This window comes from Pseudoalteromonas piscicida, assembly GCF_000238315.3.
GTDB lineage: Bacteria > Pseudomonadota > Gammaproteobacteria > Enterobacterales > Alteromonadaceae > Pseudoalteromonas > Pseudoalteromonas piscicida.
Genome location: NZ_CP011924.1, coordinates 1,195,718 through 1,218,122 on the forward strand (window position 1 = coordinate 1,195,718; position 22,405 = coordinate 1,218,122).

23 protein-coding genes are annotated in these 22,405 nt (G+C 42.7%); 6 read left to right on the top strand and 17 right to left on the bottom strand.

Annotated elements, in window-relative coordinates; all coding sequences use genetic code 11:
• Positions 1-4: 4 nt before the first annotated feature.
• The 9 genes from PPIS_RS05515 to PPIS_RS05555 all read right to left on the bottom strand — a co-directional run bounded on the left by PPIS_RS05515 (position 5) and on the right by PPIS_RS05555 (position 7,029).
• On the bottom strand, positions 5-370 hold the full coding sequence (locus PPIS_RS05515; RefSeq protein ID WP_010372802.1) for a response regulator: 366 nt from the start codon (positions 368-370) through the stop codon (positions 5-7).
• 8 nt (positions 371-378) lie between these two features.
• Entirely contained in the window at positions 379-1,566 is a 1,188-nt protein-coding gene (locus PPIS_RS05520; RefSeq protein WP_010372799.1) for a methyl-accepting chemotaxis protein, read from the bottom strand.
• Entirely contained in the window at positions 1,566-2,081 is a 516-nt protein-coding gene (locus PPIS_RS05525; RefSeq protein ID WP_010372797.1) for a chemotaxis protein CheW, read from the bottom strand. The genes PPIS_RS05520 and PPIS_RS05525 overlap by 1 nt, the downstream gene beginning before the upstream one ends.
• A 316-nt stretch (positions 2,082-2,397) precedes the next feature.
• Positions 2,398-3,696: a sensor histidine kinase gene (locus tag PPIS_RS05530; protein ID WP_010372793.1), complete on the bottom strand. Its 1,299-nt coding sequence runs from the start codon at positions 3,694-3,696 to the stop codon at positions 2,398-2,400.
• 2 nt (positions 3,697-3,698) lie between these two features.
• Positions 3,699-4,280, bottom strand: a complete 582-nt coding sequence (locus PPIS_RS05535; RefSeq protein ID WP_010372790.1) for a chemotaxis protein CheC — start codon at positions 4,278-4,280, stop codon at positions 3,699-3,701.
• On the bottom strand, positions 4,277-4,642 hold the full coding sequence (locus PPIS_RS05540; protein WP_010372787.1) for a response regulator: 366 nt from the start codon (positions 4,640-4,642) through the stop codon (positions 4,277-4,279). The genes PPIS_RS05535 and PPIS_RS05540 overlap by 4 nt, the downstream gene beginning before the upstream one ends.
• 284 nt (positions 4,643-4,926) lie before the next feature.
• Entirely contained in the window at positions 4,927-5,361 is a 435-nt protein-coding gene (locus PPIS_RS05545; protein WP_010372783.1) for an acyl-CoA thioesterase, read from the bottom strand.
• Positions 5,358-6,182, bottom strand: coding sequence for a M23 family metallopeptidase (locus PPIS_RS05550; protein WP_010372781.1), 825 nt, complete (start codon positions 6,180-6,182; stop codon positions 5,358-5,360). The genes PPIS_RS05545 and PPIS_RS05550 overlap by 4 nt, the downstream gene beginning before the upstream one ends.
• Entirely contained in the window at positions 6,175-7,029 is an 855-nt protein-coding gene (locus PPIS_RS05555) for a 6-carboxytetrahydropterin synthase (RefSeq protein ID WP_010372778.1), read from the bottom strand. The genes PPIS_RS05550 and PPIS_RS05555 overlap by 8 nt, the downstream gene beginning before the upstream one ends.
• 240 nt (positions 7,030-7,269) lie before the next feature.
• Between PPIS_RS05555 and fabA the strand changes: the two genes are divergently transcribed.
• Entirely contained in the window at positions 7,270-7,785 is a 516-nt protein-coding gene (gene fabA, locus PPIS_RS05560; RefSeq protein ID WP_010372774.1) for a 3-hydroxyacyl-[acyl-carrier-protein] dehydratase FabA, read from the top strand.
• A 78-nt stretch (positions 7,786-7,863) separates the two neighbouring features.
• Here the strand turns inward: fabA and rmf are convergent, their stop codons facing one another.
• The 7 genes from rmf to lrp form a co-directional block, all read right to left on the bottom strand.
• Positions 7,864-8,034 carry a ribosome modulation factor gene (gene rmf, locus PPIS_RS05565; protein ID WP_010372771.1) on the bottom strand — a complete coding sequence of 57 codons (171 nt, stop codon included), beginning with the start codon at positions 8,032-8,034 and terminating at the stop codon, positions 7,864-7,866.
• A 488-nt stretch (positions 8,035-8,522) separates the two neighbouring features.
• Positions 8,523-9,818, bottom strand: a complete 1,296-nt coding sequence (serS, locus tag PPIS_RS05570; RefSeq protein WP_010372768.1) for a serine--tRNA ligase — start codon at positions 9,816-9,818, stop codon at positions 8,523-8,525.
• 7 nt (positions 9,819-9,825) lie between these two features.
• Entirely contained in the window at positions 9,826-10,206 is a 381-nt protein-coding gene (gene crcB, locus PPIS_RS05575) for a fluoride efflux transporter CrcB (RefSeq protein ID WP_010372765.1), read from the bottom strand.
• A gap of 2 nt (positions 10,207-10,208) precedes the next feature.
• Positions 10,209-11,549 carry a replication-associated recombination protein A gene (locus tag PPIS_RS05580; RefSeq protein ID WP_010372762.1) on the bottom strand — a complete coding sequence of 447 codons (1,341 nt, stop codon included), beginning with the start codon at positions 11,547-11,549 and terminating at the stop codon, positions 10,209-10,211.
• Positions 11,542-12,180 (bottom strand): outer membrane lipoprotein periplasmic chaperone LolA, encoded by a 639-nt coding sequence (gene lolA, locus PPIS_RS05585; RefSeq protein ID WP_010372760.1) that lies wholly within the window; start codon positions 12,178-12,180, stop codon positions 11,542-11,544. Before lolA ends, PPIS_RS05580 begins: the two co-directional genes overlap by 8 nt.
• Complete coding sequence (locus PPIS_RS05590; protein WP_010372757.1) at positions 12,180-14,789, bottom strand: DNA translocase FtsK; 2,610 nt, start codon at positions 14,787-14,789, stop codon at positions 12,180-12,182. Before PPIS_RS05590 ends, lolA begins: the two co-directional genes overlap by 1 nt.
• A 114-nt stretch (positions 14,790-14,903) precedes the next feature.
• Positions 14,904-15,383, bottom strand: coding sequence for a leucine-responsive transcriptional regulator Lrp (gene lrp, locus PPIS_RS05595; protein WP_010372754.1), 480 nt, complete (start codon positions 15,381-15,383; stop codon positions 14,904-14,906).
• Positions 15,384-15,522: 139 nt separating this feature from the next.
• Between lrp and ald the strand changes: the two genes are divergently transcribed.
• A complete protein-coding gene (gene ald / locus PPIS_RS05600; RefSeq protein ID WP_010372751.1) occupies positions 15,523-16,644 on the top strand; it encodes an alanine dehydrogenase in 1,122 nt (373 codons plus the stop codon).
• An 85-nt stretch (positions 16,645-16,729) separates the two neighbouring features.
• On the opposite strand, the gene PPIS_RS05605 is transcribed toward ald, so the two are convergent.
• Positions 16,730-17,689: a DUF4382 domain-containing protein gene (locus tag PPIS_RS05605; RefSeq protein WP_010372748.1), complete on the bottom strand. Its 960-nt coding sequence runs from the start codon at positions 17,687-17,689 to the stop codon at positions 16,730-16,732.
• Positions 17,690-17,854: 165 nt separating this feature from the next.
• On the opposite strand from PPIS_RS05605, the gene PPIS_RS05610 reads away from it, so the two are divergent.
• The 4 genes from PPIS_RS05610 (at position 17,855) to PPIS_RS05625 (ending at position 22,404) form a co-directional block, all read left to right on the top strand.
• A complete protein-coding gene (locus PPIS_RS05610) occupies positions 17,855-19,723 on the top strand; it encodes a methyl-accepting chemotaxis protein (protein WP_010372745.1) in 1,869 nt (622 codons plus the stop codon).
• A gap of 66 nt (positions 19,724-19,789) precedes the next feature.
• The gene (locus PPIS_RS05615; RefSeq protein ID WP_010372743.1) at positions 19,790-20,356 is read left to right on the top strand and encodes a hypothetical protein; all 567 of its coding nucleotides are present in this window, start codon (positions 19,790-19,792) and stop codon (positions 20,354-20,356) included.
• Between the two features lie 114 nt (positions 20,357-20,470).
• Positions 20,471-21,508 (top strand): agmatine deiminase family protein, encoded by a 1,038-nt coding sequence (locus tag PPIS_RS05620; protein WP_010372741.1) that lies wholly within the window; start codon positions 20,471-20,473, stop codon positions 21,506-21,508.
• A 5-nt stretch (positions 21,509-21,513) separates the two neighbouring features.
• Positions 21,514-22,404, top strand: a complete 891-nt coding sequence (locus tag PPIS_RS05625; protein ID WP_010372737.1) for a carbon-nitrogen hydrolase — start codon at positions 21,514-21,516, stop codon at positions 22,402-22,404.
• Position 22,405: the final 1 nt, after the last annotated feature.

Sequence of the window (22,405 nt, forward strand, 5' to 3'; positions counted from 1 at the left end):
GCTCCTAAGCCAAAATACGTGAAACGGTATTAATCAGCTTTTCGGGTTTAAACGGCTTTATCATCCAAGCCTTTGCTCCAGCTTGCTTGCCTTGACTCACGAAATCCGAGCCCGATTCTGTGGTAAGCATCAAAAAAGGCGTAAAACGATATTGACCCATTTCTTTCACCTTCTTCAACAAGCTCAGTCCGTCCATGTTTGGCATATTCAAGTCACTAATGATCAGGTTGATTTTGCCATCATCTAGCTTGTTGATTGCGTCAAGACCATCACAGGCGTCAATGACTTCATAACCTTCAGCGAGTAGTGTCATTTTTGCCACCTGACGAATTGAAGCCGAATCATCTACAATCATAATTTTCTTAGTCATAAGACCTCCTAGAAAAATGTTACTTCATCTTCAACATGGTCGTGTTGAGACGTATTTTCAGTGGTTGAAACATGACATTCCCTTTCTTCTTTCATGGTGTAAGAGTTGAACATTTCTTGCTGTAATGCAGCCAACCCTTCCTCGCCTAGCTCACCTTCTGTCCTGTATAGCGAGACTAATGAAGTAAGCCCTTTGCAAATGTGTTCTAGCTTTTGGCTCACTCTATCTTGAAATTGAAAATCGGTTATCGCGTCGTCGACGTTCGCTTTTATCTTGCTTGCGGTATCATCTAAACCATGTACCGATTGCGTCAGCTCATTAGCGACCGTCGCCATCTCATTGAGTACTTTTCGGATATGTAATTCAGCGTCATCCATAAGCGTAACGTCTTGTGCCTGTGATTCGGTGAGCTTTTCAGTATTGTCAGCAACGGCATTGGTTAAGCCGTTCATCTTTTCAATAATAAGCTCTGCAGCTTCTGAGGTAATATCCGAAAGCTCACGCACCCTTTCCGCTACCACAGCAAACCCCCGACCGGCTTCCCCCGCTCTTGCAGCTTCGATTGATGCGTTGAGTGACAATAACGTGATCTCTTTTGAGATTTTTTGAATGGATTTGGTTTGCTCAGTTAATTCCTTGGCAGCATGGCTTACAGCTTGATTGGAATTAACAACCTCGAGTTTTGAACCAAGAGCCACGCGCAAGCTGTGCAGGACTTCATTGAGTTCTTCTTGGCTGTGTTTGGCAAAACAATGTTCATCATCACCAAAATTTTCTACAGAACCTCGTGCCGATTCGATAGTGTTATTTAGTGCCTGTCTTAGCTCTGAAAACTGCAGGGTAAGCCCTGAAACCGAGTCATTACCCAAGGTCTTAATACTGTAGACCTGATTAATAACGGTTTCTAAAATCGCGGCAACAGATTCCGTATTGTGCTGCTCTACCTCGCAATGCTCTTGCATCTCACTCGAATAACTAGCAAATGCCTCACAATCGAGAATGACTTTTGCAGTTAAATGACGCTGCCTTAACGTTACCGCTAAGAGTGCACTGGTAATGAGCACAGAAGATAGCGATAAAATATCAACGCGAACACTGAGTAATAGCGTGAGAGACAATACTAGGCTTAGCAACACCGCAGCGCTAATGTAGTACTTGTAGATTGCCTTTAGCTCATTAATTGGAAGTATCTGCATTATGCTGACTCCCCAAGGTGACTACTACGATCACTTAACTCTATTAGCTCAGCCATCTCTTCAACTGATAGAACTTTTTCAAGGTCTAGCGCGATAAGTAGCTCATCGCCGCGCCTTACCATGGAAGCGATGAAGTCAGCTCTGATTTGCGCGCCAAACTGAGGTGAGTTGGTTAAATCTTTTGCGTCAACTTCTATGACTTCATTGACGCCGTCAACAATGACACCCATCTCAATGAGGTTGTCAGCAATACTGAATTCACAAATGATGATGCAAGTTCGTCTGCCAACTTCTATTACTTCTCCACAAAGCCGAGCTGACAGATCGATAACGGGTACAACTGAGCCTCTTAAATTAATCACTCCTTTAATGAATTCGGGCATCAAGGGGACTTTTGTCACGGAGCCCAGTTCAATGATCTCTTTTATTGACAGGATCTCAATTGCATAGCAATCCTGTCTTGACTGAAAAGTGAGATATTGCAATGACTGTGTGTTTTCTGTGATCGCTTGCATATTTCGCCCCGTCTCATTTGTCTTATATGTTACTTTAGTCTCGCATTTCTTATCTGTCAAAATTTGAACAATAATTTATTTTAACTATTTCTTATCTGCACAAATCAATTTAAAAACAGATAGTTATAAATAATCTCCGGTGTTAAGTCTTATCGATGTGACGGTTTTACAGTGGATTTTTTGATGATGAAAGCTGTGTCAGAAAGCTAAACCCAACTAATTGAGAACTGGATAATCAGAAAAAAGGAGTACATGAATTGCAAAGAAACGCTAACCTAATGAAGGCTAACTTTATTTATGAACTGGGTTTGATTAATTAATTATCCGTAAATTCGTCAGAGAAATCTGCTTCGCTGAGCTTAGGAAAGGATACCGTAAACGTCGTGCCGACACCGACTTGTGAGTCAACTTGAATGCGGCCCTTGTGTTTGGCGACAATGCTATATGATAGAGACAGCCCAAGGCCAGTGCCTTGACCAACAGGTTTGGTGGTAAAAAATGGATTAAAAATTTTATTAATGTCCTCAGCTGGGATCCCTTTGCCTGTGTCTTGGATGGCAATAATCACCTCGCTTTGTTTATCTTCGATAGAGATAGTTACCGTACCGCTTGACTCTATAGACTGTGCAGCATTGATGATTAAGTTTAAAAATACCTGATTAATCTGCATCGGCTGACAATATAGCAACACTTCATCATCAAGGGAGTAAGTTTTGTTGATAACCGCATGATACTTAATTGAGTTGTTTGCTATTTTTAGTGTGCTTTCAATCCCTTTAATGAGATCTGCCTCTTGCCACTCCTGGTTATCAACATGAGAAAACGATTTTAAACTCTCAACTATCTTGGATACTCGGTCCAGCCCTTCTAAACACTCTTGCAGTAATTCAGGTACGTCCTCTTTTAAAAAGTCGATACTATGCTGATTTTGGAGCTGCTGCTCCTGCTGTGCTAGGTCACTGTCGGCAAATTTACTAAAATTCGATTCATAAAAAGCGAGCATCGCAAACAGTCCGCTAGCCTGGCCTTCTAAACTTTGAATATTGGAATTCACAAAACCAATTGGATTATTGATTTCATGCGCCACGCCAGCAGCTAATTGGCCAATTGCTGCCATTTTCTCAGACTGTAGTAATTGGTTTTGTGCAGCTTCTAACTTAAGGTTGAGTGTTTTTAGCTCCTGCTTTTCGATCTCTAATGCTTCGGTTAGACGTTTTTGCTCTTGATAATAGCTCGCAAGCTCCGTCACATCTTGTATGATCACGCATACCTTTTTCACTTCTTCAGAATGCTCAAAAATCGGCACATATTGAATATTCTGATACATTGAAGTTTCATCGCCAGTAACAGGACGGCTGCTGCTTAGTTCAAACACATGAGGACGATGTTCCCAGTAGCTAAAACTTGCTGCTTTTAAAGCAAAAACACTCTTCAATTTCCGCTTAATGATTTTTGCAGCTTCAGGAAATACCTCATCGATGGACATGCCCTCAATATTTTTTGGGGTGTTATCCGGTAGCCGGTTTTTCAAAAATTCATTCGCAAAAACCACCGTATGTGCTTGGTCTAGGACACAAATTCCAACCGGAATATAACGCTGCAATTCGTTAAACACAGTCAGTCCTCTATTCCAAGCATGGCATTAAGTTTTTGGATCACTGTTTTAATGGAGTTTTCATCCAGACAGATAATCACTCTCGAATCAAAAGCAATAGACTCGATTATAAATGCGATTTTCATCACTAGTGTGGTTTTCCACTCAGCAATATCGTCGGATAGCTGATGTTTATAAATAGTTGGCATAGTCAATGAGGTCTTAAGCTCTAACTGACTAGAAAAGCCGTTTAAACATGCACCAGCCAAAATGTTAGACAAGTCTAATAAGACTTCATTAAGATCAGAGTCATCGAGCGGACTATCGTAGTCCATAAGTTCGGCTATTTCTTGTAAGCCTTGCGGTGACAATAGATTAATGACTTCACCTTTAATTTCCCCTAAAAATGACTGCCTCGTTCTATAAACATGTGCGGTATTACAGATCTCATTGAGTTGATTTGGGCTTACCGAAGTAATTTCAGGGATAGATAAACTAATTTTAGTTTCGATTAATCGAGCTAGAGAGTTGGCTGCCTGACCCATGGATATATTCATTAGCTCTTGCAAGCCATCCCTTTGCTCTTCACTGAGTGGCATATTCATAATAAACCTAGCTCTTGTAGCGTGTTATGTAGTTCTTCTTTTTGTAGTGGCTTTTGCAAAAAGCGAAACGCGCCGAGTTTATCTACCAACTTTTTCGCTTCGGGCTGAATATCAGCGGAAATAACGATTACCACGGTTTTCGCATGGTGCTCGTGAAGATGCGTAAGAACTTCAAAACCATCCATTTCTGGCATGGTTAGATCCAAAAATAACACCTCAGCTTTGCCCTGCTCAACCATCACCAATGCTTCTTTGCCATTTTTTGCCTCACTGACCTCGACATCCCAGTCTTCAGGTATTGCCCTAAGCACAGCCTTTCTCGACATCATAGAATCGTCTGCAACGGTTACTGGAATTGCCATGAGCACCACTCCTATTTCACTGTATTGGTAAAAAGTATGGTCTTTGGCTTTTTGACTGTCAAAAAATTATGAGTAAAAAGTGACTCATTTGTCCTCTGAATGAAAGAAACTCGACTCGAATAACAAATGATGGCTGGATTAATTATCATAAAAGGGCTTTAGCCGTTCTTGACAAGTAGCAATTTTACAAGCTTTTGTATGATGTGTTCTTTATATTATATTAAATATAGGGCTTAGCCCTATATTTGTTTTAGAGATTTTAAAAATAAAATCTGAGCGAAAAACTAGCTGTCAAAGCCATTTAGCATTTTGTCACAAACCACAGGAGTTGGCCTATGATTGTCATCTACGGCAACAAAGGTAAAACTACCTGTAATTGCTAAGTGTTTATCATCTTTGTGCATTCTTTCAAGATAGATTTCAACATCAACCTTTAAGCTGGTATTACCAACATGCACTACTTTCGATACTAATTCAGCAAAAGTACCAGCAGGAATTGCCTCTTTGAAATCGACTCGGTCTGACGAAATCGTTACCAAAGGTTTGCGGCAAAAACGCGTTGCAGCAATAAAGGCAACTTCGTCCATCCAAGCAAGAGCGTCACCACCAAACAGAGTGTTATGATGGTTTGTACGGCCTGGGAATACGGTCTTTGTTACGTGTGTGATTGAGCTTTTAATACGTTGCTCAACAATGGCTTGTCTTTGTTCGTCTGTCATTTTTTTACTGCTTTATCCGCTAGTGTATCTTTCATAAGTAGAGCCGGATCGAGTCGTTCCCCGAACCAATTAAAGCGCCAATCCAAATGCGGGCCAGTTACCCTGCCCGTCGCGCCAATTTCAGCGATTTTATCGCCTGTTTTTACCGTATCGCCAACCTTAACATCCAGTTTACTAAGGTGGATATACGTAGAGGTAATGCCGTGACCATGGTCGATAATCAAAGTGCCGCCACTGTAATAAAGATCTGGATTTGCAAACACCACCTTACCCGATACCGGCGCTAAGACCGGCTCACCCGTTTTGTTTGCGATATCTAATCCAAAATGTGGTCGTTTTGGCTCACCATTAAAATATCTTTGGCTACCATAAACACCTGAAATACGGCCCTTCGCAGGCCTGAAAACGGGGTCTTTAAAGAATAATAAATCCGAATTGCCTTGTCTTGCTTTTGACACGGCTTGAGCTTCTTCACGTATGCGCTTTAGCACCGACTCAGGTGGCGAAACATACTTTTTCGCCACCCCCGTGATCTTGTCTATATCGTAATCTCGTTTCGTGATCACTATCGCCTGGCGATGCTTTTGACCATCATCAGATTGCCAACTCAAGATGTGGTTAAGTTCAGCATCACGACCAAAACCAAACACGAAATAGCCACCTTTCGAGCGTTTTAATTTTGTCTCGTTTAGCTTTATCTCAGTTGCATTTTCAAGCTTGCCGACGACCAAGCCACCTTGTGTCAGGTGACCTTTTAATTCAAGCGCCTCAGCAAATAATGTGGTGCTCGCAAGCAATATGACAATTGCACGTTTAAGCATACGCAATCGCTCCTTTTCCAACCCCTTCGTACGCTCTTACTTCAACCTTATCATGTGGGTTTTGCAGCTTTATTTGGCCAGCAAGATACTCCGCAATACATTCAACTGTTGTATCACAAGGTAATATATCGCAACGTGATTTGCTGATCGCCAACTCAAAATATCCCTGCGACGAGGTATATGCGAACGCATAATCTTTATCATGCGCGGTTACGTACTGAAGCAAACTAGGATCAATCAAGTCTTCTTCACTGCCAAGATAGATATCTTGCCATTTATCCGCCCATTGTTTTTGTAATCTAGGCATGCTGATATCATTTAGCTTCACACCAATCAATGAACGATGACCATGAATAATACGCTGACAGTTACCATCGTGTTTCTTTAAGCCATGGCTATAGTGATAATAGAAGCCAGTTGCGGCCTCTGGACGCAGTGTTATATCTAAACCTTTCACGTTTTCAGGCATATGCGGCATAATAACAGACTTAAGGTAAGCGATTGCATTGGCTTCATTGATTTCATCCCCTTCCACTACACACACCGCTTCTTCCGGTGCATTCATGGCTAAGTGATTCCCATCAAATTGCATATCAAATTCAAACCGGCCTTCACTGTGTTTTGCATTACACGCAAGCGCGCTGGGTACCGCTAATTTGTGGTCCAGCTTTTCGTCGATAATACGCTTGATTTGCTTTTTAACTTTTGCAAAGTCTAACACCATAGACTCTTCGTTTAGCTCACCATGCAACACAATATCGGTGATCCAGCTTTCACCTACCGCACCACGACGTGGGCAAAGGTATGAAAAATCAATTACGGTCAAAGAGTCAACAAAAAGGATCATAGATCACCTAAAATAGCCTGCTAAAAAGTCATCCCCGATTATAATGATTTTCACATTATAAATCACCCCCAATTGGAACTGATTTGCATTTAATCTCTTCAATTTTTTGAAATTTAATCAAATAGACATATCTTTAGCGCAAAATTTACAAGTCTCCGTACGCTTTTTAACTGTTCGGAGTTGTTTAGCGTACATCTGTACGCTAAAGTAGCGTCAATTTGCAAGTTAAGAAGAAGATTTATGGAACCGAAGAACAGCTATACAAAAGAAGAACTTATTTTATGTGGTCGTGGAGAAATGTTTGGTGAAGGCAACTGCCGCCTACCTAGCGACAACATGCTAATGATGGATCGCATCGTTCAGATTAATGATGACGGTGGTGAGCATGGTAAAGGTCAAATTATTGCTGAACTCGACATCAACCCTGATCTGTGGTTCTTCGACTGCCACTTCAAAGGTGATCCAGTAATGCCCGGCTGTTTAGGTTTGGATGCGATGTGGCAATTGGTAGGCTTCTTCCTTGGTTGGTCTGGTGGTCCTGGTCTTGGTCGTGCACTCGGTGTGGGCGAAGTGAAGTTTACGGGTCAAATCTTACCGACTGCTAAAAAAGTAACTTATCGCATTGAAATGAAGCGCGTTATCAAACGTAAGCTATTTATGGGTCTAGCAGATGGTATCGTCGAAGTTGATGGTCGCGTGATCTATGAAGCAAAAGATTTGAAAGTAGGTCTTTTCCAAGATACCAGCGCATTTTAACTTTTTCGCTGTTATCGTTTTATAGCTTTAAAAACACACAAAGCCCCATCTGGGGCTTTGCTCTCCTAAAATTCGGTATCAGGTTTTAAAGATGTTGCGATTATCCATCGCTTCTCGCCATCCGCCTAACCATTCTGATCTGTGTTCTACTTGTTGATAGGGACAATTTTCTTTCGACCGACCGGCTAATCCTGCCTTAAATCCTTGTGAATGTGCTCTTTCTAAACGGTCTCTTTTCTGTCTCTTCATAGGTAATATCCTCACCTTTTTCTCGATCAGCATTAGCGTTTCTAATACTGTGTAGTTCAAACTTAAGCGAACGTCATTCAAAACGAAGATAGTGACTTGCGATATAATGACAATTCGTACTAACAATTTAAATTAAAGATTTTATTGAGAAAAGTTAAACACGAGCGACATCGTATTTCATACAGATGTGCTACTTACCGATGAGATTTGGCCAAACCCATACCTTCAATAAATCACATCTCAGCGAGTCATGCAATGATCAGAAATGTAATTCTTGTACAGCTGAGCACAAAAAGCATAATTATTTTAATTTTATATAGATACCTAGATATTCAAGACGTAAATTATTGGTTGATGATCTTGTTTTTCTATATTTCTCTGTAAAAAAACATTCATAATATAGTAATAAAAAGAGACTGGACGAATCCAACCTCTTTTCAATAACTTGAGTTTTTAAATCGAGCAAAGCTCAATTAAGCAGTACTGTCTTAGCTTGCTTTAATAACCTCTACACCACCCATATATGGTTTTAGTGCATCAGGCACAATAATTGATCCATCTGCCTGCTGGTAGTTTTCTAAAATCGCAACTAGAGTACGACCCACCGCTAAACCAGAACCATTAAGAGTATGAAGTAGTTCTGGCTTCTTCTCACCACTACGGCGGAAACGCGCTTGCATACGGCGCGCTTGGAAATCCCACATGTTTGAACAAGAAGAGATTTCTCTGTAGGTATTTTGCGCTGGTAACCAAACTTCCAAATCGTACGTTTTCGTCGCACCGAAACCCATGTCTCCTGTACAAAGCACCACTTTTCTGTAAGGTAAGCCAAGTGCTTGTAAAATTTGCTCAGCATGGCCTGTTAACTCTTCTAACGCAGCCATAGAATCTTCAGGTTTTACAAGCTGGACAAGTTCAACCTTATCAAACTGGTGTTGACGAATAAGTCCGCGCGTATCACGCCCATAACTACCTGCTTCGCTTCTAAAACAAGGCGTGTGCGCCGTCATCTTAATCGGCAGCTCTTTTTCGTCGTAAATAACATCACGAGCGCAGTTAGTTAACGGTACTTCTGCCGTCGGAATTAGGCTAAAGCCATCTTGGTCTTCAGATAACGCTTCTGTATGGAACAAATCTTCTGCAAACTTAGGAAGCTGACCCGTGCCAAACAAGCTCGCTTTATTCACAAGATATGGTACATACATTTCGGTATAACCATTTTGCTCAGTGTGGGTATTCAGCATCAGTTGTACAAGTGCTCTATGCATACGTGCTACGCCACCGCGCATCACTGTAAAGCGAGAACCACTTAGCTTAACACCAGTTTCGAAATCGAGACCCTTATCAAGCGCTTCGCCAAGGTCAACATGATCTTTAACTTCAAAATCAAACTGCTTTGGCTCACCCCAAGTGCTTACTTCAACATTCTCAGACTCATCGGCACCTGCAGGTACCTCTTCAGCAGGGAGGTTTGGCAACGACATTGCGTAGTCATTAAGTTCAGCAAGAATTTTATCCTGCTCTTCTTTCGCTGCACTTAATTGGTCGCCCAAGTTTGCAACAGCATCTAGTAAAGGTTGAACGTCTTCCCCTTTCGCTTTAGCTTGACCAATCGCTTTGGAGGAACTGTTACGCTCACTCTGTAATTCCTGAGTTTTGGTTTGTAGCGCTTTGCGCTTTTCTTCTAATTCGGTGATCTTAGCAACATCGAGTTCAAAACCACGCTTTTTCAGACGCGCAGCGGCTTCCTCGATGTCTTGACGAAAGTATTTAGAATCTAACATTGTTTTTTTAACCTTTTTGCATGATGAGGCAGAGACCAACCCAGGCCATAAAGATACACGCCACCACGTTTAATGTGACGTTAAACGCCATTTTCATATATTGCCCTTGTTGAAGTAACAACAAGGAATCCATTGAGAATGTAGAAAAAGTAGTCAGCGCACCTAAAAAGCCAATACCTATCAACGTTTTAGATGGAGAAACTGAAATAACTTCTTTTTCAATTAAACCGTAAAGCACACCCATCAATAATGAACCAAGAATATTAACGATCAACGTCCCAAAAGGGAATCCCTTACCTAAGAGTTTTATCGACATATCGCTGATAAAAAAGCGTAACATTGCACCAAACGCTCCACCTAGCGCAATTGTGAGATAATTTATCAGCATCGCTACTTGTACCTCTTGGTGCTACTTTGCGCATTTTGCGTCTGTAGATAGTTAAGCTTGTCAGCGATTTGTTTCTCAAGTCCCCTGTCTGTGGGTTGATAATATTGTCGCTCTTGAATGGCTTCAGGGAAGTAATTTTCTCCAGCAGCAAACGCGCCGGGTTCATTATGTGCGTAACGGTATTCTTCGCCAAAACCCAACTCTTTCATTAGTTTTGTCGGTGCATTTCTGAGATGTTCTGGTACGGGGTAATTTGGATCACTAGCAGCATCGCGTTTAGCTTGATTGAACGCCATGTAGACCGCGTTACTTTTTGGCGCACTCGCGAGATAAAGCGTTGCCTGTGCTATTGCACGCTCTCCTTCGCTTGGCCCAACACGATGAGATATATCCCAAGCATTTAACGCAACTTGCATCGCTCTTGGGTCTGCATTGCCGATATCTTCAGTGGCGATCGCCAGCAATCGCCGTGCAACATAGAGCGGATCGCCACCGCCTGCTAATATTTTGCAATACCAATAAAGTGCCGCATCTGGTGCGCTGCCGCGAACTGACTTATGAAACGCTGAGATTAGGTCATAGTATAAGTCGCCCTTATTGTCATAACTTGATAATTGGCTGGGCAACACTTGTTTTAGTACAAGTTCATTCACCAAATGAGTGTTTGAGTTTGGCTCAAAACTTAAGTCAACAGCCTGCTCCAGCAGATTAAGCGCCTTTCTCGCATCTCCCGAAGCTGCTTTGGCGATGAGTTCAAGTGCGCTGTCATCAATGGTGATAGCTAATTTCGACAGCTGTTCATCGCGTGACAACGCATCTTTGAGTACTTGACCTAATTCATCCTCTGCAAGCGATTGTAAAGTATAGACGCGCGCGCGAGACAAGATCGCGTTATTCAGTGCAAAAGAAGGATTTTCAGTGGTCGCACCAATAAAAATAAAGGTGCCGTCTTCAATATGAGGTAAAAATCCGTCTTGCTGGGATTTATTAAAGCGATGTACTTCGTCAACAAATAACAGCGTACGTCTGCCAAACTGAGCTAATCGATTTTTAGCATCGACGACCGCTTCACGAATCTCTTTAATTCCCGCGCTAACAGCGGAAAGTTTGATAAGCTCTGCATCCGCATAGTTGGCTATGATCTCAGCAAGGGTGGTTTTACCCACTCCGGGTGGCCCCCAAAGGATCAGGCTATGACAGCGTCCAGATTCAATCGCACGATAAAGTACAGATCCTTTAGACAAAATATGGCTCTGCCCAACATAATGCTCTAACGAGGTTGGCCGCATTCTTGCGGCCAACGGTCGTACATCAGGTGTAAAATCAAACCCTAAACTAGTCACTGCCTCTTTGGTCGTCTACGACCACTCCTTGTGGAATAGTAAACTCAAACAAACTCTCTTTTACTGGTGCATTGACTTTGCTTTCCTTAAAGCTAAACGTAGAGACTTGACCAGAAATATCGTTCACTTTCAATAGTGCCAAGCCATCGTTTTTGTCATCAAAACGCAGTGTCAGTTGCTCTACCTGCGAGTCTACTTTGTTTTTAGGCGTGATCAGATATTCTTGACCGTTAAGTGCTACGTCGTACTTCAACCATTGGCTGTCCTCTTGGGTCGTAAGTAGCACAAACGGCGTGGTATCAATAAGTTTAGTCGTATCGAGGATAGTCACTTGCTCAGCAAACGTATCGTAGTAATAGGTTGTAGCTCCGCTTGATACAAATAAAGTGTCATCCGGCATCTCTTGTTGCCAGCGGATTTTTAGTGGCTGGGCTAAGGTTATCGCCCCTTCGCCGGTTTGCAACTCATTGCCTTCTTGATCTTTAACGATTTGCTCAAACTTACCTTGAAAACTGGTTAATTCAGCCAGTCTTCCTTTTAGACTTTGCATCGCAGCCTCATCAGCCCACACAGGCTGAATAAAGAGGTTTGATAATACCGTTAGCAACGCAATTTGCTTAAATTTTTTCATTAATTGGCTCCACCTTTTACCAATACATCTCGTGCACCATTATGACCAGGAGCACTTACCACCCCAGACATTTCCATCTGCTCAACTAATCGAGCTGCACGGTTATAACCAACCCTTAACTTACGTTGTACACTCGAAACAGACACTTTGCCTGTTTCAATAACAAACCCAACGGCTTCATCGTAAAGTGGATCAGACTCCTCATCCCCACCTTCCGGTGCTTCGCCAGGTAGTAAAATATCCTCGGTTGCTTCACCGCATAGAATTTCTTCGACGTAGTTTGGTTTGCCTCTTGCTTTCCAGTCACTCACTACGGCATGTACTTCATGATCGTCAACAAACGCGCCATGTACACGAACCGGAACACTCGTTCCAGGCGGCAGATAGAGCATGTCACCCATACCCAGCAGGTTTTCTGCACCTTGCTGGTCTAAGATTGTACGCGAATCAATCTTACTTGATACTTGGAACGCCATTCGCGTTGGTATATTCGCTTTGATCAAACCCGTGATAACATCCACTGATGGGCGCTGTGTTGCCAGCACTAAGTGTATGCCTGCCGCTCGCGCTTTTTGCGCAATACGTGCTATTAACTCTTCTACTTTTTTACCAACAATCATCATCATGTCGGCAAATTCGTCTATAACGACCACGATACTCGGTAATTTATCTAGCTCCTGTGGTTCATCCGCCATACCATCTGTATCTTTAAAGAGTGGATCTAAAATTGGATGACCCGCTTCTTTAGCGTCTTTAATCTTTTGATTGTAACCTTTGAGGTTACGAACACCGAGTGCCGACATCAGCTTATAACGGCGTTCCATTTCCCCCACACACCAGCGTAGCGCGTTTGCTGCCTCTTTCATATCGGTAACCACTTCGCATAATAAATGTGGGATACCTTCGTAAACTGAAAGCTCAAGCATTTTCGGATCTATCATGATCATTCGCACATCTTCTGGCGGCGACTTATATAACAAGCTTAAGATCATGACATTAACGCCCACTGACTTACCAGAACCAGTGGTACCGGCCACCAGCAGGTGAGGCATTTTACCTAAATCAGCAACAACTGGTTGGCCCGCGATATCTTTACCAAGTACCATGGTCAAAGGTGATGGGTTTTGTTCAAACTTAGGGGCACCTATCACTTCAGACAAACGTACGATTTCACGGTGTTTGTTAGGTAGCTCTAAACCCACATACGTTTTGCCTGGGATAACCTCAACTACACGCACACTGACTGCAGATAATGAACGCGCTAAGTCTTTTGCTAAACCTGTGATCTTAGCCACTTTAATGCCCGGTGCGAGATCTAACTCAAAACGCGTAACGACAGGGCCAGGATAGACACCAACTACCTGCGCCTGGACATTGAAGTCTAATAGTTTAGTTTCAACTAACCGCGAGACCTGATCTAACTCTTCTTGCGAAATTGGATTTTTAGCCTTGTCAGGTCTATCCAAGAGATCTAATGAAGGCAATGGATCCGCAGGTGGCTGAGCTTCTAGAAGCGCTTCAAATTGCTCTTTGGCGCTTGGTGGAGGCTGATAACCATTGGCCGCCTTTTCAGGTGCTTTAGGCTTAAGAGGCCTTGCCGGAGAAACCACTTTGGTTTCGTGCACTGGCGCTTCATCCAAGGCATTTAAAGCCGCGACAGTATCTAGTGGCTCATCCTCTATCGCGGAAAAGTTGATTTCTTGCTCTAGAATATCATCTAGCTCATCGAACACCGACGGCTCTTTCTTCTCTTGTAGATCAGAGTGCGGTGCAGACGAAGTTTGAGGTGTAGATTCAGTGTTAGTTTTGCGGAACAATTTATCTTTTAATTTACCAAGTCCACTGGGTTCTTCTTCAGCATCGAAATCTATATTAATTTCAGTATCGGTTTGCTGCTGGAGAGCCTGCTCATGATCATCGTTTCGCTGAGTAGCTATTATTGGTGCCTCACTTTCTACTCTATCCGTTTTGGTGCTAGCGCCCTCAGATTTCTGTGAAACTGACTGCGTTTGCTCTACATTGCGCTCTGCTGTCAGTCTATCGCGTACCCATCTAAAGCCGGCGAGTACCTTTTCACCTAAATAATCAACGAATTCAACCCAAGATACACCGGTAAGTAGTGTCATTCCTGCAAAGAAAAAACACAGTAACAGTATAGAAGTGCCGGTAAAGTTAAAAGCAGGCATCATTGCACCAGCAACCACATCCCCTACTACCCCACCAGATGAGAAATTATAGATATCATCGAAGTTGATGCTGCTGATTGCACTCGCAGAGGTAATAAACAGTGTCGCGCCAATAAGGCGTAAACCTAGCGTGGTGTAATCTAGTTGCAGAAGCTTATGTGGTTTTTTAAACAGTAAATAGCCAAGAAACTGCAGCGCCGCTGGTATCAAAAACGCCAGCCAACCGAAACTCAGCAGCATAATGTCTGCCAGCCAAGCTCCGGCAGCACCAGTTATATTGTTTACTTTTACGTACTCACCGGATTGAGTCCAAGCAGGATCGGCTGGGTCGAAACTTATCAACGCACACAACATAAATATTGCTGCAGCCGTGCTTACAATCAAACCTGTCTCTAAGAGGCGTTGCACACCATTTAAGCGCATTGTAATTAAACCTTTTTTCTGTTTCTTTTCTGGACTATAAAAGCCCAAAACGTCAGCAAATTAGTGATTTGCGTTAGTATTGCTGTATATACTTACACCTTACCAAGAAATACCTCAAGGTGCACAAGGTTTTATTACTTCTCCTTCTTCTCCTTTTACTTCTTCCATGACCACAAAAGTGCGACTTTCACTGATGTTTGGCAGTTTAAGTAAAATTTCTCCTAAAACTCCTCGATATTCAGACATGTCGGTCACTCGTGTTTTCAATAAATAGTCGAAACTACCGGACACAAGGTGACATTCAATAATTTCGTCATGCTGCTTTACTGCTTGATTAAATCTATCGAACACATCAGGCGAGTTTTTATTCACTGTCACTTCAACAAACACTAAAAGTCCCTGCCCTAGCTTAGCAGGATCGACTACGGCTTTATAACCTCGAATAAATCCTTCTCGCTCCAGCTTTTTAACGCGCTCCAAGCAAGGCGTAGCGCTCAATCCTATACGTTTGGCTAATTCTACGTTGGAAATTCTGCCATCTTTCTGAAGTTCGACTAAAATCTTTCTGTCGATCCTGTCTAGTTGTTGATACATAGTGTAGTTTTTTATCCTGAATGATTCATTAATTCAGAGTATATCACTACATTGAAATATTAAAACAGTGAGACACACTGGCTATAGGTAAATATAATAGTCAAAAATTTTACCCCGTTCTTATTTTGAGGCGAATATTATGATTATTGGTGTACCTAAAGAGATAAAAAACCACGAATACCGCGTTGGTATGGTTCCTGCGAGCGTTCGTGAACTAATCAATCACGGTCACGAAGTCGTTGTTGAAACAAATGCTGGTATCGGCATTGGTTTTACTGACGAAGATTATGTTCAAGTTGGTGCTAAAGTTTTAGACACAGCGGCAGAAGTTTTTGCTACTGCTGATATGATTGTTAAAGTAAAAGAGCCTCAAGCTGTTGAGCGCGCAATGCTACGTGAAGATCAAATCCTATTTACTTACCTTCACCTAGCACCAGACCTTCCACAAACAGAAGATCTAATCAAGAGCGGTGCTATCTGTATCGCATACGAAACGGTAACTGATGCGCGTGGTGGTCTTCCACTGCTAGCGCCAATGTCAGAAGTTGCTGGTCGTATGTCAATTCAAGCTGGTGCTCAAGCGCTTGAAAAGTCGCGTGAAGGCCGTGGTATGCTGCTAGGTGGTGTACCTGGTGTTGAACCAGCTAAAGTCGTTGTGATCGGTGGTGGTATGGTTGGACGTAACGCAGCGCAAATGGCTGTTGGTCTAGGCGCAGACGTTACTATCCTTGACCGTAGCATCGACGTACTACGTTCACTAAATGCACAGTTTGGTAGCCAAGCTAAAGTTATCTACTCAACGGCTGATGCACTTGAAAAGCACGTACTAGAAGCAGATCTTGTGATCGGCGGCGTACTAATTCCTGGTGCAGCGGCGCCTAAGCTTGTAACTGCAGAACACATCAAAGCGATGAAGCCAGGTGCTGCCATTGTTGACGTTGCTATAGACCAAGGTGGTTGTATCGCGACTTCTAAAGCGACTACACACGCAGAACCAACATACATTGTTGATGACGTAGTTCACTACTGTGTAGCTAACATGCCTGGTGCTGTACCACGTACTTCAACGTTTGCACTTAACAATGCAACGCTTCCGTACATCATCAAGCTTGCAAACTTAGGCTACAAACAAGCGCTATTAAATGACAAACACTTCATGGACGGCTTAAACGTTCTGAAAGGTCAAGTAACGTGTAAAGAAGTGGCAGAAGGCTTCAACATGGAATATGTTGACCCGCGTGCTGCACTAGAAAATGCTTAATTTTGAATTTAAGTAGTAAAAAGGGCTTCAATTGAAGCCCTTTTTGTTTGCTGTTATACCAATTCGCTTAAAACACTAATTGGTATTAGTTTGTCTCGAAATTCACTTCGATATCTTGCGTCAACGTAACGTCTTTTGTTTGATACAAACTAAAATCTGCATCTATCGTTTCGGCATCATCTAAATGACCTAAGCACGAATACCCTACTTTGTAATCTCCAGAACCAATAAATGCTATCTCATATTCACTCTCAGCATCTAAGTTTGCGGTGGCTACTGGCGCTGAGTCTTCATCACTAATGTCGCTTGGCACTGCAACATCCGCTTTATAAAGATACACAACATGTTTGTACTCTCCGACTAGAGGAGCTAGATCTGCATTATCTGCTACACATGCATTTTTTACAGACTCGCTAACCATGCCCTCAATCTCGAAACTGGTTAATAGATTCTCCAAACGGACAGCTGTTGGTTTTAGATAAACGGTGTCATCATTTGTGCGCTTCAACAGCGCCTTATTTAAGTCAAACTCCAATACGATTTGGTTCTCACCTTCATTTAGTGAGACATTATTGAGTTGGATTTCACCTACACCATCGTTACCTTTACGGGTTACGACTAATGGTGCTTGACTACCATCTAAAAAACGGACGCTCGAAGTGAAATCAAAATTCGACCCAGCACTACCGTTTACAACATCGGCTCTGATCCACTCATAATCCCCAGCATCGATCTCTTGGTCGTTTACAACTAAATAGATATCATCACCCGTATACTCAAGCAGATTGATCTTCATTGGATTACCCTGCGCATCCAAGGTATCAAATGTCACATCTTCTTTTCCAGATGCTCTAAATGTCAGCCGTTGAATAACAAGGTTGACCTCAGCAAGGTTATTCACAGCAGCATCTGACACACCAACACTTACGGTGGTTTTTTGGGTTGGTTGCGTGGTGTTGTTGTCGTTTGAGTCAGAACCTGAACCGCCACCGCATGCAGCGAGTATCATTGCCGAGGCAATTGCTGTTAAAGCTGGTTTATACATGATGTTTTCTCCTCTTCTAAGTTTTAGAGAATAGGAATTGCACCATGAATAAATAATTAATATAAATGCAATAATTTGAAATACCTTCAAATGCTGTGTAGAAGGTTTGGCATTTTCTTATTAAATGTCATAAGTTTAATGTATCAAACTTATTGGAGTGTGGCCGTGAAGTTTAAACACAAAGTTGTATCCGTCTCAGCGCTTGTACTGCTTGCAGCATTACTGATCTTATCTGTTATTCAATACATTTCCGTGCAATCAGCAATCAAAGCGCAAACCGAACAAAGTGTGAATGAAACAATTCAAGGAATTGGTAACACTGTCACTGCGCAAATGAAAGGAGCAACCGATCTCGCCGCTCTTGCTACCAATCTCGTGGCTTCCACTGACACCCTAGACGCAGCCTTTCCTATCCTCTCGCAGCCACAGCTCACAACCTCTTTCCTACTGATAGGTTATGGCGAAGAGCAAACAGGAAAGTATGTCGCAAGCGATCCAAATTGGAACCCTGGTGCAAACTGGGACCCGAGAAAGCGGCCTTGGTATACCGACGCAAAAACTGCACGAAAGCTCATTATCACAGCACCTTACGCTGATGCAGTAAGCAACGAAATTGTGGTATCAATCGGTGCACCAGTGTTTAAACGAGGTCAATTTAACGGCGCGATTTTTTACGACGTTAGTTTGGCAAAACTCGGCGAAATGATTAACTCGTTTAACCTGCTAGACGCGGGTTTTGCCTTTATGGTGAGTAAAGACGGGTCGACTATCTCACACCCTGATGTAAAACTAAATGGTAAGTCTTCTCGTACATTTCTCGGTGACATAAGTATCTCAGAAAATATTCAATACGTTGAAGTGAACGGCGAAGACAAATTAGTGCAGTTTAAAGAAGTCGAAGGCTTAGATTGGTATTTAGGGGTGATGCTGGATGAAGACACCGTTTTTGCCGCACTTTCACGACTGCAAAGAGATGCAGCCATATTTGCCTTTATTTCTGTGGCGCTCGCGACTGTGCTACTTTCTTTTGTGATTAGCTTATTATTAAAGCCGCTGGATGAAATCAACACCGCCATGGCTGCTATCGCACGCGGTAATGCGGACTTAACCGTACGATTAAATACCGAGCATGAACCCGAATTTGCAGCACTGGCGCAAAATTTTAATGCCTTTACCAGCAGCTTACAGTCTCTAATAGCGAATATTCAGGGCTTAGGCCATGAAGTTTTAAACGATGCTCAACAAACATCTCAGGTTGCAAATAAAGCCAAACTTTCCATTCAAGAGCAATTAGCGAGTATCAAAGTCCTTGATGAAGCAACAACACACATGTCTGCAACCGAGCATCAAGTAACTCAATCTGCCCATGAAGCCGCTGAAGCAATTAAAACAACCGATCAAGTTGCTCGCCAAGGAGAAAAAATCGTTGCAGAAACAACGGAGACAATTCAAGAGCTATCTAATCAAATCAGTTCGGCAATGACCGTAGTTACGGAGTTAGAAAGCTCGTCTACAGCTATTGAACAAATATTATCGGTTATCAACAGCATCGCTGAGCAAACCAACCTCCTAGCGCTCAATGCTGCCATTGAAGCCGCAAGAGCTGGTGAGTCTGGCCGCGGCTTTGCCGTCGTTGCAGACGAAGTGAGATCGCTTGCACAAAGAACACAAGAAGCCACAACTGAAATCCGTGGAATGATAAGTCAACTACAGTCAGGTTCAGAAAGCGCGGTTACTGTAATGAAACAAAGCCAACATTATGTCGATAAAACGGTTGAAAAGGCAGAGCAAACTCGAGCCGCGCTTGAAGATATGCGTAGTGCCATTCGCCATATTGTCGATTTGAATTCCCGCATTGCTGATATGCTGAATGAGCAAAATGACATTGTAAATAACGTGAATAGCAGTAGCTCATCAATTCGTGGTATTTCTGAGTCGGTGTATAGCGAAGCTAAGAGCGTAGATGCCACCATGCAGTCTCAAGTAGAAAAGATAACAACCCAAGAACAACTACTTGAGCAATTCAAAGTTTGATTATCGGTAAACTAAACCGTTACTATAGAGACAGTTGTAAAGCGGCGCGATGCCAAGAGATAAAACATGAAAGCGAATTTGCAGGAATTATTTGAACAGTATTTTCAGATAGCTGAACAGGTTCAGATCAACCTCTACCCGGTTGATGACAATATGGTTCCAGAAAACGAATATCAATTAGAAGCTGCAATTCCGCCGCTATTTAAACTCGCGAACGAAATTAATGAGTTAGATCTTAATGCGCTGCGACCACTTCGTAATCTGGGTGATATTGCCAATGAGTTAGCAGCTTATTTGCAGGCGCAATCACGTAAGATTGATTTAATTATCAGCCATATTCTCGCGACTGAAGAGCCTGACGACAGTCATTTATTTTGTGACAGCTACGGCGGCGGCGGCCTGACCGCAACGTTAGAAGCAGATTATGAGGTCGGGCAATCGTTACGAACTAAAATATTTTTGCGCAATGAAGCCAGTGCTATCTTTTGCTACTCAGAAGTCATTGCCAAGCAAGATGGTAAATTCACCCTCGCTTTTACCGCTATTAGAGAAGCGGATCAAGAGTTGCTTGTACGGGCAAGCCTACACGCCCAGACCAGACAACTTAAGCTAAAGCAGCAAAAAGACCAATAAGGTATTTAACGCATTAAGTGCCTTCTTTAAATGCTCAATTATCTTCACAAAACTTACTGACACACCTGAGGTTAATGATAAACTATAGGCTTATTATTATATGGTGATGATTTAATGAGTTTTACTTTACTCCCAGAATGGGCACCACAAGATGCAATCATGCTTACTTGGCCGCATTCTGATACCGATTGGAGCGACATTCTCAGTGACGTTGAACCTGTGTACGTTGCACTTTGCCAACATATTACCCAAGTTCAAGAAGTCGTTATCGTGGCGCATAATGAAGCGCTAAAACAGCATATCGAGAACCTACTCGGCGCAGCTGAGGTTAGCTTAACCAAGTGTCACTTTGTTGTGACGCCTTGCAATGACACATGGGCCCGTGACCACGGTCCACTTACAACGCAAACAAGTACAGGAAATCTATGTATCAAAGATTTCACCTTTACGGGTTGGGGTAATAAGTTTGCTGCGGATTTAGACAATAAGATCAATCAGCAGCTAGCCAAACAGGTCCTCAACCCAAACTGTACCTTTGAAAGAGTTGACGTGGTACTGGAAGGCGGCGGCATTGAGATCAACGAGTCCAATGTCTTATTGACCACTTCAGAGTGTCTGTTGAACCCAAATCGCAATCCACATCTAAGTAAAATCGAATTAGAACTATTGTTGCAAAAAGAGTTGGGTGCTGAGTCATTCCTGTGGGTAGATCATGGATACTTAGCCGGTGATGATACGGATAGTCATATCGACACTTTAGTGCGTTTTGCACCGGATAACACCTTGGTATATGTTAAGTGCGACGACAAATCAGACGAGCACTATGATGCCCTCAATAAAATGGAACAGCAGCTACGCACATTCCGCACCCCAAATGGCGATCCATACCGTTTGATTAGTTTACCTTGGCCTAGCGCTAAGTTTGATAATGAGGGTGAGAGATTACCTGCAACCTATGCAAACTATCTGATCTTGAATAAAACGGTGTTAGTACCTATCTATGGCGACGACAAAGACCAAGAAGCGCTAGACAAAGTCTCTCTTGCTCACCCAGAAAGAACGGTAATTGGCGTAAACTGCCTACCAATCATCCATCAATTCGGTAGCCTGCACTGTATTACGATGCAGTTACCAAAAGGTTTTTTAAGGTAAGTACCATGACTGAAAAAAACATCAAAGTTGGTATTGTTCAACATAGTAACTCTACAGATCTCGTAAACAACTTTGCGAAAACCTGTGACGGTATCCGAAAAGCGGCAAGTAAGGGTGCTAAGCTTATCGTGTTACAAGAATTGCACCGCAGCTTGTATTTTTGCCAGACAGAAGACACCGATCTCTTCGACTTAGCGGAAACCATTCCAGGCCCAAGCACAGACTCACTAGGCGCACTTGCAAAAGAGCTTAATGTTGTCATCGTTGCGTCGTTATTTGAAAAGCGTGCAACAGGGCTTTATCACAACACCGCAGTTGTACTTGAGTCTGACGGTACGATTGCCGGCAAATACCGTAAAATGCACATTCCTGATGATCCAGGTTTTTATGAAAAGTTTTACTTCACCCCCGGCGACATGGGCTTTACTCCAATTCAGACTTCTGTAGGTAAATTAGGCGTACTAGTGTGTTGGGATCAGTGGTTCCCAGAGGGTGCGCGTCTGATGGCAATGGCAGGCGCTGAGTTTTTAATTTACCCAACGGCAATTGGCTGGGATCCTCGCGATGATAAAGCAGAGCAAATCCGTCAACGAGATGCTTGGATAATTGCACAGCGTGCACATGCAGTCTCTAACGGAGTACCTGTGATTAGCGTTAACCGTGTCGGCTATGAATCAGACCCTTCAGGTCAAAGTGAAGGTATTCAATTCTGGGGCAATTCTTTTGTTACCGGTCCGCAAGGTGAAATGTTATTGCATGCATCTGAAGAAGCTGAGGAAATCTCGGTTGTTGATGTTGATCTTGCACGCAGTGAATCTGTTCGTCGCATCTGGCCGTATTTAAGAGACAGACGAATCGATCACTATCAGGATCTTTGCAAAATTTATCGCGATTAAT